The 16,234-nt window shown below is 62.9% G+C and carries 11 protein-coding genes; 7 read left to right on the top strand and 4 right to left on the bottom strand.

The annotated features are described in order from the left end of the window. Positions 1-11: 11 nt before the first annotated feature. Complete coding sequence (ilvA, locus tag C450_RS08770) at positions 12-1,262, bottom strand: threonine ammonia-lyase (RefSeq protein ID WP_005042740.1); 1,251 nt, start codon at positions 1,260-1,262, stop codon at positions 12-14. After that, positions 1,249-2,529, bottom strand: coding sequence for an amidohydrolase (locus tag C450_RS08775; protein WP_005042742.1), 1,281 nt, complete (start codon positions 2,527-2,529; stop codon positions 1,249-1,251). Before C450_RS08775 ends, ilvA begins: the two co-directional genes overlap by 14 nt. Before the next feature lie 96 nt (positions 2,530-2,625). Here C450_RS08775 and C450_RS08780 point away from each other — a divergent pair, with 96 nt between their 5' ends. Further along, a complete protein-coding gene (locus tag C450_RS08780) occupies positions 2,626-3,588 on the top strand; it encodes a D-2-hydroxyacid dehydrogenase (RefSeq protein WP_005042743.1) in 963 nt (320 codons plus the stop codon). A gap of 16 nt (positions 3,589-3,604) precedes the next feature. On the opposite strand, the gene C450_RS08785 is transcribed toward C450_RS08780, so the two are convergent. Next, complete coding sequence (locus C450_RS08785; protein ID WP_049909982.1) at positions 3,605-4,783, bottom strand: M24 family metallopeptidase; 1,179 nt, start codon at positions 4,781-4,783, stop codon at positions 3,605-3,607. A gap of 169 nt (positions 4,784-4,952) precedes the next feature. Here C450_RS08785 and C450_RS08790 point away from each other — a divergent pair, with 169 nt between their 5' ends. From C450_RS08790 to C450_RS08800, 3 genes are all read left to right on the top strand, one after another. Next, the gene (locus C450_RS08790) at positions 4,953-6,335 is read left to right on the top strand and encodes an aspartate aminotransferase family protein (RefSeq protein WP_005042747.1); all 1,383 of its coding nucleotides are present in this window, start codon (positions 4,953-4,955) and stop codon (positions 6,333-6,335) included. 9 nt (positions 6,336-6,344) lie between these two features. Further along, positions 6,345-6,731, top strand: coding sequence for a RidA family protein (locus tag C450_RS08795; protein ID WP_005042749.1), 387 nt, complete (start codon positions 6,345-6,347; stop codon positions 6,729-6,731). A 491-nt stretch (positions 6,732-7,222) separates the two neighbouring features. Beyond that, positions 7,223-8,830 carry a BCCT family transporter gene (locus C450_RS08800; protein ID WP_049909987.1) on the top strand — a complete coding sequence of 536 codons (1,608 nt, stop codon included), beginning with the start codon at positions 7,223-7,225 and terminating at the stop codon, positions 8,828-8,830. Between the two features lie 9 nt (positions 8,831-8,839). On the opposite strand, the gene C450_RS08805 is transcribed toward C450_RS08800, so the two are convergent. Then, positions 8,840-9,895 (bottom strand): tartrate dehydrogenase, encoded by a 1,056-nt coding sequence (locus C450_RS08805; protein ID WP_049910017.1) that lies wholly within the window; start codon positions 9,893-9,895, stop codon positions 8,840-8,842. A 419-nt stretch (positions 9,896-10,314) separates the two neighbouring features. Between C450_RS08805 and C450_RS08810 the strand changes: the two genes are divergently transcribed. From C450_RS08810 to acs, 3 genes are all read left to right on the top strand, one after another. Continuing rightward, the gene (locus tag C450_RS08810) at positions 10,315-12,228 is read left to right on the top strand and encodes an acetate--CoA ligase (RefSeq protein WP_005042753.1); all 1,914 of its coding nucleotides are present in this window, start codon (positions 10,315-10,317) and stop codon (positions 12,226-12,228) included. A gap of 112 nt (positions 12,229-12,340) precedes the next feature. Continuing rightward, positions 12,341-13,996, top strand: coding sequence for a bacterio-opsin activator domain-containing protein (locus tag C450_RS08815; RefSeq protein WP_005042759.1), 1,656 nt, complete (start codon positions 12,341-12,343; stop codon positions 13,994-13,996). Between the two features lie 223 nt (positions 13,997-14,219). Beyond that, entirely contained in the window at positions 14,220-16,199 is a 1,980-nt protein-coding gene (gene acs, locus C450_RS08820) for an acetate--CoA ligase (protein ID WP_005042760.1), read from the top strand. Positions 16,200-16,234: the final 35 nt, after the last annotated feature.

Genomic DNA, 16,234 nt, shown 5'->3' on the forward strand with positions numbered 1-16,234 from the left:
CGCGTTCGACACTACTCAGCCAGGGAGCAGTAACGTACCGTTGACTCCTCGATGTCGTCGAGTCTACCGACGACCGCTTCGAGGTGATCTCGACCGCTGCCCGCGACGGCGAGCTCGACGGGCGTGCGATTCGGCTTGTCCTCGTGGGTGCGGCGTGCGCGCGCCAGTTCGTCGAGTTCGGCCCCGTGCTCCTCGATTGCGTCGACGACCGCGGCGATGTCCGCCGGCCAGTTGTGGATTTCGAGGCGCACGGTCGCATATCGACTGCGTTCCATCAACCCGGTGCGGACGAGTTCGGCGTGCTCACTGGGATTTACGTTGCCGCCGGAGAGAAGTGCGGCGACGCTTTCGTCCTCGACATCGATTTCGTCGGCGAGAAGCGCTGCAACCGGGGCTGCGCCTGCGGCCTCGACGACGATTTTCGCGCGCTCGGCAATCAGCGCCACCGCGGCGCTCAGTTCGTCGTCGGAGACCGACACCACGTCATCGACGCGCTCACGGACGACGGCGAAGGTCTTCTCCAGTAGTCGTGCGTCGGCGATGCCTTCGGCAACGGTATCGACCGTCGAAAGTCGGTGGATCTCGCCCCGTTCGAGCGACGGCTTGGCGTGGGCCGCGCCCTCGGGCTGCACACCGATGACGCGGATTTCGGGGTCGTGCGCCTTGAGTGCGGTTGCGATGCCCGAAATCAGGCCACCGCCGCCGATGGCGACGAGGACCGTATCGAGGTCGGGAAACTGCTCTCTGAGTTCGAGTCCGACAGTCCCCTGCCCGGCGATGATGGCCCCGTCATTGAAGGGATGGACGAACTCCCTGTTCTCCTCGTCGGCGATATCGAGCGCGTGTTCGTACGATTGTTCGTAGCAGTCGCCCTCGACAATGACCTCCGCTCCATAGCCTCGCGTCGCGTCGATTTTCGCCGCAGGCGTTATCTCCGGGACGACAATGGTGGTGTCGATGTCGAGCAGTTGTCCGGCGAGCGCCACGCCTTGGGCGTGATTGCCCGCGCTCGACGCGACGACGCCGTTCGCTCGCTCGGCCATCGAGAGCTGTGAGAGACGGTTGTACGCCCCACGGATCTTGAACGAGCCGGTGCGCTGCATCGTCTCCAGTTTGAGGCCGACCGATCCAGCGCCGCTCATCCCCGCAAACGTCCGCGAGGTGTCGAGCGGCGTGCGGTGGACGACGTCGGCGATGCGCTCGTGGGCCGCCTCGATGTCGGCAAGCGTCACGACCTCGGCGGCGCGCTCAGACCCGCTCATCGGCCGTCGCAAGAATCGAATCGGTCAGCACGTCAATGCCGGTTTCGAGGCTCCGCTCGTCGATGTCGAAGGTGGGCGTGTGGTGGCTCGTCGGGTGGTCGGTGCCGACGATGAGATACGTCGCCAGTCCACCCTCTTCCTGAACGCGTTCCATCAGGAAGGTCGCGTCCTCGCTCGCGCCGAAGGCCGCACGACGGACCGGCGAATCGACGCTCTCTATGCCGTCGGCGACCTCGTAGACGATGTCCGCAAGTTCCTCGTCGCTGTCGGCTCTGGGCGATTCGCTGACGATGTTGAAATCCACATCACAGTCGTGGGTCTCGGCTGCCGCATAGAGGGTACGCTCGAACTCCGTCTTCATATACTCGCGCAGCGGCGTCGTCTCGCCGCGCACCTCGCCCCATATCTTCGCCCGTTCGGCGATGACGTTGCTCGCGCTGCCGGCGTCGGCTCTGCCGACATTGACCCGCGTCATTCCGTCGCGATGGCGTGGAATCCCGTAGATGTTCTGGATGGCGGTCGCCATCGCCTGTATCGCGTTGTCGCCCTGCTGAGGCTCCTTGCCGGCGTGGGCGGACGTACCGATGAACTCGGCGGTGAGGTGGCACATCGCGAGGGGTTTTTCGATGCCCGCGACGACCTCACCGGAAGGATGGTCGAGACCGAGGTGGACAGCAAAGAGATAGTCTAGCCCGTCGGCGAAGCGGCTCTGGGCCATCGGATTGCCGCCGCCCGATTCTTCCTCTGCTGGCTGGAAGAACACGGTAAGCGTCCCCGAGAAATCGCTCTCTTTGATGGCTTCGAGCACGCCGAGACCGATGGTCATGTGGCCGTCGTGTCCACACGAGTGCATCGTTTCACCTGTCTCCGAGCGAAACCCCTCCGCCTGTGGGTGATGGCCGCTTTCGGTTGACTCCTCGATAAATAGCCCGTCGATATCGACGCGGAGACCGATCGAGGGTCCCGCCCCCTGTTCGAGCACGGCGACGACGCCGGTGTTGCCGCCGTCCATCCGCGTGAGCAGTTCTTCGTCAACGCCGGCCTCACGGGCGCGGCTGTACCACGGAGCGAGTTCGGATTCGCTCGGAACGGCCATGCGGTCGTCGGGATCGTAGGCATCGGAACCGACGGCGAGTTCGTCGACGCCGATGGTCCGCAGTTCCTCGACGAGCGTGGCCGTCGTGCGAAACTCCCGCCACGCTGGCTCGGGAAATCGGTGCAGGCGTCGACGAATGTCCGTGAGTCGGCTGGAAATCGCTGCTGTCATACCGGATAATACTGCTCCATCATCATAATAGTACACGATTACTGTTGAGGCTGTCACGCAAAAGCGATAAGTCGGCGTCGGTCGAGGGATGCGACCATGCCCACCGATACCGACATCCTCGTGCTCCGTGAGGGAACGGAAGGACTGTCGATGGCAGCGTACGCCGAGCAACTCCGTGAGCGACTCCCCGATACGAACGTCGAACTCGCCCGAACTCCGGCGGAGGAACGCGAGTCGATTCGGGACGCGCGCGTCGTCACCGGTATCGACCTCGACGAACGACTCCTCGACGCGGCCGAAAACCTCGATCTATTCGCGTGTACGTTCGCCGGCACCGACCACGTGCCAGTCGATGCGCTCACAGAGCGTGGCGTCGCCGTCACGAACGCCGGCGGCATTCATGCACCTGGCATCGCCGAACAGGCCATCGGAAACATGCTGGTGTTCGCCCGGCGACTCCACGAAGGCTGGCGGCGAAAGCAAAATCGCGAATGGCGACATTTCCAGTCCCACGAGTTCACCGACAGCACTGTGACCATCGTCGGTCTCGGTGCCATCGGCGAGGCGCTCGCCCAGCGACTGCAGGGCTTCGAGGTAGAGACTATCGGGGTTCGCTACACGCCCGCAAAGGGTGGCCCGACCGACGAGGTGTGTGGGTTCGACGACGAGGAGTTCCACGACGCGCTCGCGCGGACCGATTACCTCGCCATCGCCTGCCCGCTGACCGAGACGACGCGCGGACTCGTCGGCGGCGACGCGCTCGCAACGCTTTCGCCGTCAGCAGTGGTCATCAACGCCGCCCGTGGTGGCATCGTCGATACGGACGCGCTCGTGAGCGCTCTCCAGTCGGAAGCCATCCGTGGTGCGGCGATCGACGTGACCGACCCCGAACCCCTCCCTGAAGACCATCCGCTCTGGACGCTCGAAAACTGCCTCATCACGCCCCATACTGGTGGCCACACGCCACGCCATTGGGAACGCCTTGCCGGCATCGTCGCGCGCAACGTCGAACGGCTCGATACAGGCGAGGAGTTGGAAAACGCAGTCCGCGTGCCCTGAATCAGGGTGTCTTCAATCAGGTCGAGAACAGTTCTCGGGGAAACTCGGCAAGCGTCTCCGCACCCGTCGCGGTCACGTGGAAGGTTTCGCTGATCTCGACGCCGACGTCGTCCTGCCAGATGCCCGGAATCATGTGGAAGGTCATGTCTTCCTCCAGCACCGTGTCGTCGCCGGGCCGGAGGCTCGCGGTGTGTTCGCCCCAGTCAGGCGGGTAGCCAAGCCCCATCGAGTAGCCGATGCGGTCCTCCTTCTCGATGCCGTACGACTGAATGACCTCGCGCCACGCTTGCTCGACTTCCTCGCAGGTGACGCCCGGTTCGGCGGCGTCAAGCGCAGCCTCGATTCCCTCGATGACAACCTCTGCTGTGTTCGTCAGCTTCTCAGGCGGGTCGCCGACGAACGTGGTGCGCGCGAGCGGCGAGTGATAGCGATGGCGACAGCCGGACAGCTCGATGATGACCGGATCGCCGTCCTCGAAGCGGCGGTCGGTCCACGTGAGATGCGGCGTGCCGGTGTGGTCACCCGAGGGGAGCAGCGGGACGATCGAGGGGTAATCGCCGCCATAGTCGTCGGTGCCATCGATAAGCGCCGAATAGATCGTCTCGGCGACCTCGTACTCGGGCACGCCCTCGCCGACGGCATCGAGTCCGGCCTGCATCGCGTTCTCGGCGATGCGCGCGGCCTGTCGCATGTACTCCAATTCCTGCTCGGATTTGTAGATGCGAATCCAGTTGACGAGCAGCGTTGTGTCCTCGAAACTCGCTTCGGGGAGCTTCTCGCGCAGGCGCTGGTATGACTTCGCGGTGAAATAATACGCATCCATCTCGACTCCGATTGTCCCGTCGCCGGCATCGAGGTCGTCCAGTAATCCGGCGACGTAGTCCATCGGATGGAGGTCATACGGAGAGTGGACGTGGTCGTCGCTGTACGAGTGAATGTTCTCCTCGGCGAGCCATGTCGTCGCCCGCGCGCCGTTGGCGTCCATTCCACGACCGACCCACACCGGCTCATCGCGTTCGTGGGTGACGATGACCGCTTGCGGGACGTAAAACGACCAGCCGTCGTAGCCCGCGAGGTAGTTCATGTTCGAGGGGTCAGTTATCACGAGTGCGTCCAGTTCCCGCTCGAGCATCCGTTCTTTCGTCCGCTCGATACGCCGCTCGTACTCCGACTGTTCGAACACATCCATGGGCATGAGTCTCTCACTCGGTCTTCGGCGAATTCACTCATAAATTTTGTGTACGTCGGAAACAGATTTCATGACAAACGGGGCAGTGATGGCCACGGAGAATTACAATTTCTGTGTACACGTATAATGGTATCTGTGGATAAACTATTTACGTCCGTTCGTCATGGCCTCTATCATGGTCGATAGTCCACCCATCAACGACCTGCACTTCGACGATGCACCGAGCGTTGGGAACGTGCCTGGTCCCGAATCGGAGAAGTTGCTCGAAAAACAACGCAACATCGATAGCAGCGCTGTGGCCTATCCCGAGGATATCCCCATCGCCTTCGAGGAAGGCAAGGGTGCGACAGTACGCGACGCCGACGGCAACACCTTCATCGACATGTTCGGCGGCATCGGCGTGTTGAACGTCGGTCACGCCAATCCCTATGTACTAGAAGCGGTTCACGAACAAGCTGACAAACTGGTGCACACGGTCGATTTCCCGACCGAAGCGCGCCTCGAGCTCATCGAAAAGCTCGACGCGATTGCACCCGGCGATCTTCAAGGAAACAACCGCGTCGTGTTTGGGGGACCGACCGGGAGCGACGCCATCGAGGCGGCGATCAAACTCGCCAAATACAACACCGGCGGCGACGGACTCATCGCCTTTCGGGGAGCCTACCACGGCATGACCAGCGGCGCGCTCAGCCTCACTTCGAACACCGGCGCGAAGAGCCACTACACGCCGCTGCTTTCGGACGTGGTGCATGCGCCCTATCCGAACCCGTTCGAACAGGGAAAGTCTGCCGAAGAGGCGGTCGCGCACGCGATCGAAGAGGTCACGGCCATCGTCGAGGACCCCTACAGCGGGCTTGCGAACCCGGCGGGCATCTTCGTCGAGCCGATTCAGGGCGAGGGCGGTGTCGTCACGCCCCCCGAAGGCTTCCTCTCAGGGCTGCGTGACATCGCTGACGACAACGGTGTTCCATTGATATTCGACGAGATTCAGAGCGGGTTCGGGCGTACCGGTCAGTGGTGGGCCGGCGAACACGAAGGTGTGTCGCCCGATATCATGACCACGGCGAAGGCTCTCGGCGGCGTCGGTTTCCCGCTTTCTGCGACCATTTACCGCGAGGAACTCGATACGTGGGAGGCGGGCGACCACGCTGGCACCTATCGCGGCCACGTCGTGGCGATGCGAGCCGGCAGCCGTGCCATCGAATACATCCAACAACACGACCTACTCGCCCATGCGCGCGACCTCGGTGCGGACATCCGCGCACGTCTGAAGGATGTCGCCGACGGCAACAGCCATCTCGGCGAAGTTCGCGGAAGGGGACTGTTCATCGGCGCGGAGTTCGTGGATGACAACGGGGATCCGGATTCAGCTATCGTCGATTCGATTCAGCAGTACTGCTACGAGCACGGTGTCCTCGTCTGGACTGCCGGACGTCATGGAAACGTGTTGCGGCTCCTGCCGCCGCTGGTCCTCACCCATGACCTCGCCGACACCGCACTTGATGTCGTCGCTGATGCCATCGAGCAGGTGACGACAGCCGAACAGCCAACCGCCTGAGATCCCGCGATGACCGAACGAATCACCACCGACGACGCGCCGCGAAATGATAACCCCTACTCGCAGGCCGTCCGCGCCGGCGACACGCTTTACGTCTCGGGCTACGGCCCGGTTGACCCCGCGACCAGCGAGGCGGTTGCAGGTGATGTTGGAGCACAGACCGAACAGGTTCTCGAAAACGTCGATCGCACCGTCGCGGCCGCGGGTGGTTCGCTCGCCGACATCGTGAAAACGACGGTCTATCTCACCGATCTCAACGACTACGACGCGATGAACGACGCCTATAGGGCCCGGTTTGCCGCAACGCCGCCCGCTCGCGTCTGTGTCGAGGTGTCCCGCCTGCCGGACGACGTCGGCATCGAGATGGACGCCATCGCGTATCTCGGCGACTCGTAAGCCTGCGATCGTAGTCGGCCGGTCTCCTCCCCCATCGAGGCTAGCACTGATTCACGGAGTCTCCCTTCGATGCATCCAGCAACGCGACGGTGAAGTCACTCTGAGTAGGCAATGATAGCGATTGCGAACAGGAATTGACGAGTATCTCAGGGAGCCTCTATAGCGCCGCCGACGATGGTTTCCGATACCGGAGGACCGTGCGGGCCGCTTCATTAACACGAAGCGTTTACACCGGGTACGAAATCCCGTAAGGTTTAACAGGGTCTTTCCCGATGAAGTGGTAGAGGTACCCAGATGACACGGTACACAGGCACATGGCCGTTCGGCGGTGGTATCGAAACGAGCGTTCGGCGCTGGCCCGACTCACACGGATCCTCGGGCGACCGACCGCCCCGAACCGGGATGACCCCGCGATCAAGGAATCGCTGGGGGCACTGTCCCGAAACCGAGAGGTCTGAAACGGAGTGTGATGCGCCGTGAGCAGCTCCGATATGGGGCCCATTGAGGAGTTTCGCGACGAGGTAGAGCCAGTGATCTTCGCCTTCGGTGCGGGCATCACGCTGCTGTTCGTCGCCGTGTTCGCGCTGGCTCCGGAGACGGCCGCGACGGTCGTTTCGGGGGCCAACCAGTTCGTTCTCGCGCACTTCAACTGGGCGTTCCTCGTCATCATGCTGTTTTTCCTGCTGTTCCTGTTTTTCCTGATTCTCGGCCCGTGGGGAAGTCTCCGATTCGGTGACGAGTCGCCGGAGTTCAGCTTCTTTTCGTACTTCACAATGATGTACTCGGCGGGGCTTGCGGCGGGAATCGTCTTCTGGGGTCCGGCCGAAGCGCTCATCCACTATGCGAACGTGCCCCCGCTCTACGGCGGGGTGGCCGCCGAATCAACGGCTGCGATGCCGATTGCAGTACAGTACGCGGTCTTCCACTGGGGGCTCACTCAGTGGGCGTGTTTCACCGTGATGGGGCTGGGCATCGGCTACTACGTCTACAACTACGACGCGCCGCTGCGCGTTTCGTCGGTGCTCACACCATTTATTGGGGCCGACAACATCAAGGACAGCTACTGGGCGAAGGCCATCGACATCCTCGCGGTGTTCGCCACCCTCGGCGGGGTGGCCACCTCACTTGGGTTCATCGGCAGCCAGTTCCTCACGGGTCTCGAATTCCAGTGGGGCATCCAGATGGGCAACATCGGAACGTTCGGCGTCATCACCGGCATGACGGTTCTGTTCACCCTCTCGCTGGTGCTCGGGGTGGATAAGGGGATTCGCCGGCTCTCGAACTTCAACATGGTGCTCTTTTTCGTGTTGATGGTTGCGACGCTCATCGTCGGCCCAACCTTCTTTATTCTGCAGACAAGTACCGACGCGCTCGGCGGGTTCGTCTCGGATTTCGTCGCGATGAGTCTGTTCATCGACGTCGCCAACAACGGCTCGTGGGTGAACGCGTGGACGGTCTTTTACTGGGCGTGGCCGCTGGCGTGGTCGCCCTTTGCGGGTCTGTTCATCGCACGCATCTCGCGCGGACGCTCCGTGCGTGAGGTCGCCTTCACCGGTATCGGCGCGACCGCGATGGCGACGGTTCCGTGGTTTCTCATCCTCGGCAGTACCGGTGTCTGGCTCCAGAACACCGGCGGCGCGAACCTACTCGGACCGATAAATCAGTACAGCGAAGCCGTCTCGGGCTACGTCCTGTACGGTGCGTTGCCGCTCGGCTCGTTGTTGCTCATCGGCTTCGTCGTCCTCGTGACGACGTTTTTCGTCACGTCGGCCGACTCCTCGACGCTCGCGGTCGCGATGATGACCACGGGCGGGAAGGAACACCCCTCGACGATAATCCGCGCGTTCTGGGGAGCGATGCTCGGTGCGGTCGCCTCGATCCTGATGATCATCGGCGGGGTCGATGCGCTCCAGTCGGCGGCCATCATCACCGGGGGACCGTTCGCCATCGTCGGTGTCATCGCCGTCATCGGACTGGCGCGCTCGTTCCGAGAACAGTCCGGTAACATCCTCCTCCAGGAGGAGACGGTGCTGTTCGGCACGAGTCGTTCGAGCAAGCAAACCGATTCCGGCACGCGACCGGAGGTCAACGACGACTGAGCGTTACCCCTATTCTATCCGCTCTTCGAGTGCTTCGGTAACGTCGGTGGTCGATGCCGCCCCGCCGAGGTCCGGCGTTCGCGGGGCCGCAGCGTCCGCAAGATGGTTCTCAACGACCGTTCGTAGTGTCTCCGCAGCGCTGCTCTCGCCGAGATGTTCGAACAGCATCGCTCCCGAACGTACCGTCGCGATCGGGTTGGCGATTTCCTGTCCAACGATATCCGGTGCGCTTCCGTGTACTGGTTCGAACATCGACGGGTACTCCATTGTCGGGTTGATATTTCCCGAGGGTGCGAGACCCATTCCGCCGGAGACGACAGCTCCGATGTCGGTGAGGATGTCCCCGAAAAGGTTCGAAGCGACGAGCACGTCGAACGCCTCGGGACGACGAATGAGGTCCATGCTGGCAGCATCAACGAGAAGGCGCTCGACCTCGACTTCCGGAAACTCCTCGTGGACCTCATTGACAATATCGTCCCAGAAAACCATTCCGTGGGCCTGTGCGTTCGATTTCGTGACGCTGGTGAGTTTTCCCTCACGTGCGGTCGCCGCCTCGAACGCCTGTCGGACGATACGTTCGGTACCTGTACGCGTGAACACCGCACTCTGAACGGCGAGTTCGGCATCCGTTCCACGGTGTTCGCGACCGCCAATATCGGAGTACTCTCCTTCGGTGTTCTCGCGGTAGACGACGAAATCGATGTCATCGGTATGGTTCTGAATGGGTGATTCGATGCCAGCAAAGAGAGTGGCTGGACGCTTACAGACGTACTGTTCGAACCCCTTCCGGATCGGAATCAACAGCCCATTGAGCGTCACGTGATCGGGTACGGACGGGTCGCCCACAGCACCTAACAGGATGGCGTCATAGCCCTCCAACTGATCGAGTCCGTCATCGGGCATCATCGTTCCCTTGCTGTGATAGCGTTCGCTGCCCCAGTCGAATACTGTCGTTTCGAGGGTGAAACCATGTCGATCCGCGACCGCCTCGAACACCGGCAGCGCAGCATCGACGACCGCCGGGCCGATGCCGTCTCCCGGGAGAAGGGCTACTTCGTATGGCACACGCCGATCATCGCCGATCCGGGTGAAAAAGATTCTCGTCGAGTCAGATCGAATCAAGCGCTCGATAACCATCCACTAGTCGAGAGAGTGATCAGTACCTGACTGGACGGCCAATCAGGTTAGTGTGAAAATTGAGGGTGGCTGAGCTGAGCGGAGTTCTTCGAGGCAAGTGGAACCATGCTCGAAGAACTCCGCTCAGTTCAGCCTCAATCTAGCAGTTCCCCGGTCGCATATCCGTCAGTAGCACCGCTCGAAACAGTTGGAGCAGCCACACCGACGATTGGCGATTTGTTGGCGTCGGCGGAAAAGACGGGCAGTGACCGCCACCGTATCGATCGCTCACCAGGAACAGTACGGTGGCTGGCGCGGTATGTGGAAGACCCACAACTTTAGTCGTGGGTCGCCTGACACTCGAATCAATGGACGCCGACGACGCGATTGACCCACCACCCACGTTCCGCAAACGGGCCACGCTGACGAGTGACCCCCGTGAGCGCTTCAGCGACGAGTGGCCCGAAGCGTGGGACGCCGCCGGCGATCTCCTCGATTGGTTCGAATCGTACGACGCGGTTCTCGACGACGAAACACCGCCGTTCGAATGGTTCGGTGGTGGCACGCTCAACGCCAGTCACGAGTGTCTCGACCGCCATCTCGACGAGCGGAAAAATCGTCTCGCGATCCGCTGGGAGGGGCAGCTCGGCGAGACGCGCACCTACACCTACCTCGACCTTCATCGCGAGGTTAACGAGTTCGCAGCGGCCCTCCGTGAGCGCGGTGTCGGGGCAGGCGACGTCGTCACGCTCTATCTGCCGGTGGTCCCCGAACTGGTGGTGGGGATGCTCGCCTGTGCGCGCCTCGGTGCACCGCACAACGTCGTTTCCGCGGGTTTTTCGGCCGATGCGCTGGCGACACGGATGGAGCGTGCCGATTCGTGCTTTCTCGTGACCTGTGATGGGTACTACCGACGCGGTGACGCGGTCAACCAGAAGCGCCGTGCGGACAACGCTCGATTGGCCATCGACCACGATCTCGAAGCCACTGTCATCGTCGAACGACTCGGAGACGCCCAACTCGGAGCCAACCAGTACGAGTACAGTCAGTTGCTCGCTGCCAACGCTGGGTGTGAGGTCGAACCGGTCGCCCGCGACTCGACGGAGACGTTGTTTTTGATCTACACCTCCGGGACGACCGGAGAGCCGAAGTCCGTCACGCACACCACCGGTGGCTATCTCGCTCACGTCGCGTGGACCGCACGCAACGTGCTCGATATCACGTCCACGGACACCTACTGGTGTACGGCCGATATCGGTTGGATCACCGGCCACTCCTACATCGTCTACGGGCCGCTGAGTTTAGGAACGACGACCATGCTCTACGAAGGCACCGCCGATCACCTCCGGAAAGATCGGCTCTTCTCGATCATCGAACGCAACGCTGTCGACGTCCTCTATACGGCACCGACGGCGATCCGGTCGTTCATGAAGTGGGGCGAGGAGTACCCCGCTCGCCACGACTTATCGAGCCTCCGGCTACTCGGCACCGTCGGCAAACCCATCGACCCGCGAGCGTGGAAGTGGTACTACACCCACGTCGGGGGCGAGTCGTGCCCGGTCGTCGATACGTGGTGGCAGACCGAAACGGGGGCCATCCTCGTCTCGACGCTGCCCGGTGTCGACGCGATGAAACCAGGCTCTGCCGGCCCGCCGCTGCCGGGTATCGACGTTGCCGTCGTCGGCCCGGACGGCAGCGAGCAGCCGGCCGGCGAGCGGGGCATGCTCGCGATCCGGACGCCGTGGCCGGGAATGCCCCGCGAGCTTGCGGCGGCGACTGACTGGGGGGCGAGTGCCGCTGCGGACGGCGAGTGGCGGTACATCGCGGGCGACGAGGCGGTCGCCGACGATGACGGGTATATTCGTGTTCTCGGTCGGCGGGACGACGCGATCACCGTTGCCAACCAGCGAATCGGGATCGCGGAGATAGAGAGCGCCGTCGTCAGCGTCGAGGGCGTCGCCGAGGCCGCAGTCGTCGGCGTCGATCACTCGACGCGGGAGACGGCGGTGTACGCCTACGTCAACCCGGCGACACAGCAGGCTGCCGACGATGCACTCCACGAGGCGGTCATCGCCGCCGTCGAGGAGGCGATCGGACCAATGGCCAGTCCCGAACGGGTCATCTTCACGCCAGAGCTCCCGAAGACCCGTTCGGGGAAGATCATGCGCCGGCTGTTGGAATCCGTCGCCAACGATGAGGACTACGGCGACCTCAGCGCGCTCCGCAACCCCGAAGTCGTCGGCGAGCTCCGCTCGAATGACGATGGAATTTCGGATGGATAGCTCATTCCGAAGCATCCATACAGTTTTGGAGAGCCACTCGGAAGCCAACAGCGGCGAGCGGGCGTAGCGACCGCAGCACCTATTTCGCTTCTCCAAATAGAGACGAAACAGGATGGATGGGCTAGCCGAGTTCCTCTGTGCGGGTGGCTACGAGCGTCTTCGTCGGGCGACCCGGACCCACCGTGGCGACCTCGTTGTCCGACTGTGTGGGGAGGTCGGGCTCCAGCCGAGTGAAGTGGTTGCCGTCAGTCCCGCTGATGTTCGCCAGACAGGTACAACACGGCTGCTCGACGTTGGAGACCGCGAGGCATTCGTTCCGGCAGCGGTGGCCCATTCGATACAGAAGTACGCCGAGTCGGTCGACGACACCGACCCACTCGTGGATGTCTCGGAGCGTCGCATCCAGATGTTGGTCAGCGAGAGCGGCACGCGAGCCGCTGATGCGACCGATGACGACCGATTCCGGGACGTCTCGACGCGGGACCTCCGGGCCGCTCACGCCCGTCAACTGTTTCACGATGGAGTCGATACACGAATCGTCCTCGCAGTGACCGCCTACGAACGGGTTGCTGCGCTGGAACCCTACCTCCCGGCCCCGGATCGTGAAGCGGTCGCGACGGCTCTCGCGGAGGGGGACACACCGACAGCCGACGGCCTGCCCGTCTGGCTCCGGCGAGCAGCACGGGTCGCAGCCGATGTGGGGGAGACACTCGCGGTCGACAGTAGCGCAGCGGATATCTACGAGATGGTCTGTGATCGACTGGCCGAGACGGACGGCTATCGCTTCGCCTGGATCGCGGAGACGACTGGCGACGGGCTCGCGGTTCGGGCACACGCCGGTACCACAGCCGAGAGTGTCGATCGAACGCTTGCCGACCGGAGCGACCTCGTCACCGACGTGGTCGGAGAGCAGGGCGTCCGCGCCGTAGATGTCGGGGACACCACGCTACTCGCCGTTCCACTCGTCGGGGAGATGACCCGTGGCCTGCTCGGGATCGGAACGTTTCGAGAGGACGTCAACGCTATCGAGCGTGACTTACTCGGCGCACTCGGTGCACAGGTCGGCCACGCGCTCGCCGTGCTCGAACATCGGCGGCTGTTGCTCGCCGATACAGTGACCGAGCTGACGTTCGATATCGGGCGCGAAGCGGCGTTCCTGCCCGAAACCGCGGCCACACTCGACTGTGAGTTCGAACTCGTCGGCATCGTCCCCGCCGACGAGGGGGTGCTCTGTTACGTCACGACCCGAACGGTCACGCCGGATGCGGTCTTCGAGCGCGCGAGCGCTACCGATGCGGTGGGCGACGTTCGATTCGTCAGCGACGACGAGACGGGCCTGCTGCTCGAACTCATGCTCCAGCGTTCTCCGATCCAGACGCTCGCGAAGGCCGGTGGTCAGATTCGCTCCTACGAGATCAGTTCGCAAGGTGGACGACTGGTCGGGGAGGTATCGACCGATGCAAACGTTCGACACATCGTCGAGACCGTGACCGACGCGTTTTCCACGGTCCACCTGACGGCGAAACGGGAAACCGAACCCGAGGCCACGACCGACATCCGATTTCGCGAGACGCTGGCCGACGAGCTCACCGAGCGACAGACTGCGGCGCTTCGATCGGCCTACTTCGGTGGCTACTTCGAGTGGCCGCGTGATTCGACAGCCGAGGAACTGGCCGACTCACTCGACGTCTCGTCGCCGACGCTCCACCATCACCTTCGCATCGCCCAGCAGAAACTGCTTCGTTCGTTCTTCGACGACGGCGTGTAGCACGAGGCCACGATGCAGCCGTGGACACTCGAACCTAAGCATCTAGGATGGTCGTTGTCACGAGAACGGTACCCGTGTGAGATACTACCGTTCGATTTGTCGACTCAGCTCACGGTAGCGGTCCCCAAACCCACGAATCACCCGGAAACGGTGGTAGCAACGAGGTCGTTGGAATAATTAGCAGCTTTCTTTATGATGGATCCATCGGGAGGGGGACTCGTCAATGTCGGAGCAAGACATCGAACTGGAAGCTCGGCTGGCCGAACAGGACGAGTTCGAGCCGCCGGGATCGTTCGTCGAACAGGCAAACGTGTCCGATCCGTCGATCTACGACGAATTCGCGGAGGATTGGCCGGGGTGTTGGGAACACGCCGCGGCCCTTCTCGATTGGTCCACGGCGTACGAGCAGGTCTTGGACGACTCGAACCCGCCGTTTTACGAGTGGTTCACCGGCGGCGAACTCAACGCATCCGCGAACTGTCTCGACCGCCATCTCGACGAGCGCGGTGACGAGACCGCCATCGAGTGGATCGGCGAACTCGGCGAGACGCGCACCTACACCTACCGTGACCTCCACCGCGAGGTCAACGAGTTCGCGGCGGCTCTCCGCGAGCAGGGTGTCGAGGCGGACGACGTCGTCACCCTCTACATGCCGATGGTGCCGGAGCTACCGATCGCCATGCTCGCGTGCGCCCGACTCGGCGCACCCCATTCGGTCGTCTTCGCCGGCTTTTCCGCCAACGCGCTGGCGACTCGGATGGAAAGCGCCGATTCCTCGGTGCTGGTGACCTGTGACGGCTACTACCGCCGCGGAGAGGCCCTCGAACACAAGCCGAAAGCCGACGAAGGAGTGGCGGGCGTCGGTCACGACGTGACGGGCGTCGTCGTCGATCGTCTCGGCGACGAGTACGACCACCCGATGCGGGAGACGGACCACGACTACGACGCGCTGGTTGCGGACCATGCCGAAAGCGAGGTCGAACCGGTCGCCCGCGACGCCGAGGACATGCTGTTCCTGATGTACACCTCGGGGACGACCGGCGAGCCGAAAGGCGTCAAACACACCACCGGAGGCTATCTCTCGTGGGTGGCGTGGACGAGTCACGCGGTGCTCGACGTGAAACCCGAGGACACCTACTGGTGTTCGGCCGACATCGGCTGGATCACTGGCCACTCCTACATCGTCTACGGGCCGCTGAGTTCAGGAACGACCACGGTGATGTACGAGGGGACACCTGACTACCCCGACAAGGACCGACTCTGGGAGATCGTCGACGAGTACGACGTCACCCAGCTCTATACGGCACCGACGGCGATCCGGTCGTTCATGAAGTGGGGCGAGGAGTACCCCGCTCGCCACGACTTATCGAGCCTCCGGCTGCTCGGCACCGTCGGCGAGCCGATCAACCCGCGCGCGTGGAAATGGTACTACAGACACATCGGGAGCGAGTCGTGCCCGGTCGTCGATACGTGGTGGCAGACCGAGACCGGCGGGATGATGGTGACGACGTTGCCGGGCGTCGGGAACATGAAACCCGGTTCGGCCGGCCCGCCGCTGCCAGGGGTCGATGCCGATATCGTCGATGCCGCCGGCGAGACGGTCGCAGCCGGGCAGGCGGGCTATCTCACCATCCAGAAACCGTGGCCCGGGATGTTACGAACGCTGTACCGAAACGACGAGCGCTTCATCGAGGAGTACTGGGCGGAGTACTCCGATACGGACTCCGAGGACCCCGACGATTGGGTCTACTTCCCCGAAGACGGGGCGAAAATCGATGACGACGGCTATCTCACCGTCCTCGGTCGCGTCGATGACGTCATCAACGTCTCCGGTCATCGCCTCGGGACGATGGAAATCGAGAGCGCGATCGTCGGCGTCGAGGGCGTCGCCGAGGCTGCGGTCGTCGGCGGCGACCACGAGGTGAAAGGCGAGGCCGTCTACGCCTACGTCATCACCGAGGACGGCTACGCGGGCGACGACGGGATGCGGGATGGGATTATCGCCGGTGTGGAAGACGGGATCGGCCCCATTGCGCGTCCCGAGGCGGTCGTTTTCACCCCCGAACTCCCGAAGACCCGTTCGGGGAAGATCATGCGCCGGCTGTTGGAGGACATCGCCAACGGCGAGGAACTGGGCAACACGAACACGCTCCGCAACCCGGAGATCGTCGAAGAGATTCAGCAGCACGTCGGGGGGAGCTGAGTCGAAATGTCGCGCCCGAAACCACGACGTCGAGT

Source organism: Halococcus salifodinae DSM 8989, assembly GCF_000336935.1.
Lineage (GTDB): Archaea > Halobacteriota > Halobacteria > Halobacteriales > Halococcaceae > Halococcus > Halococcus salifodinae.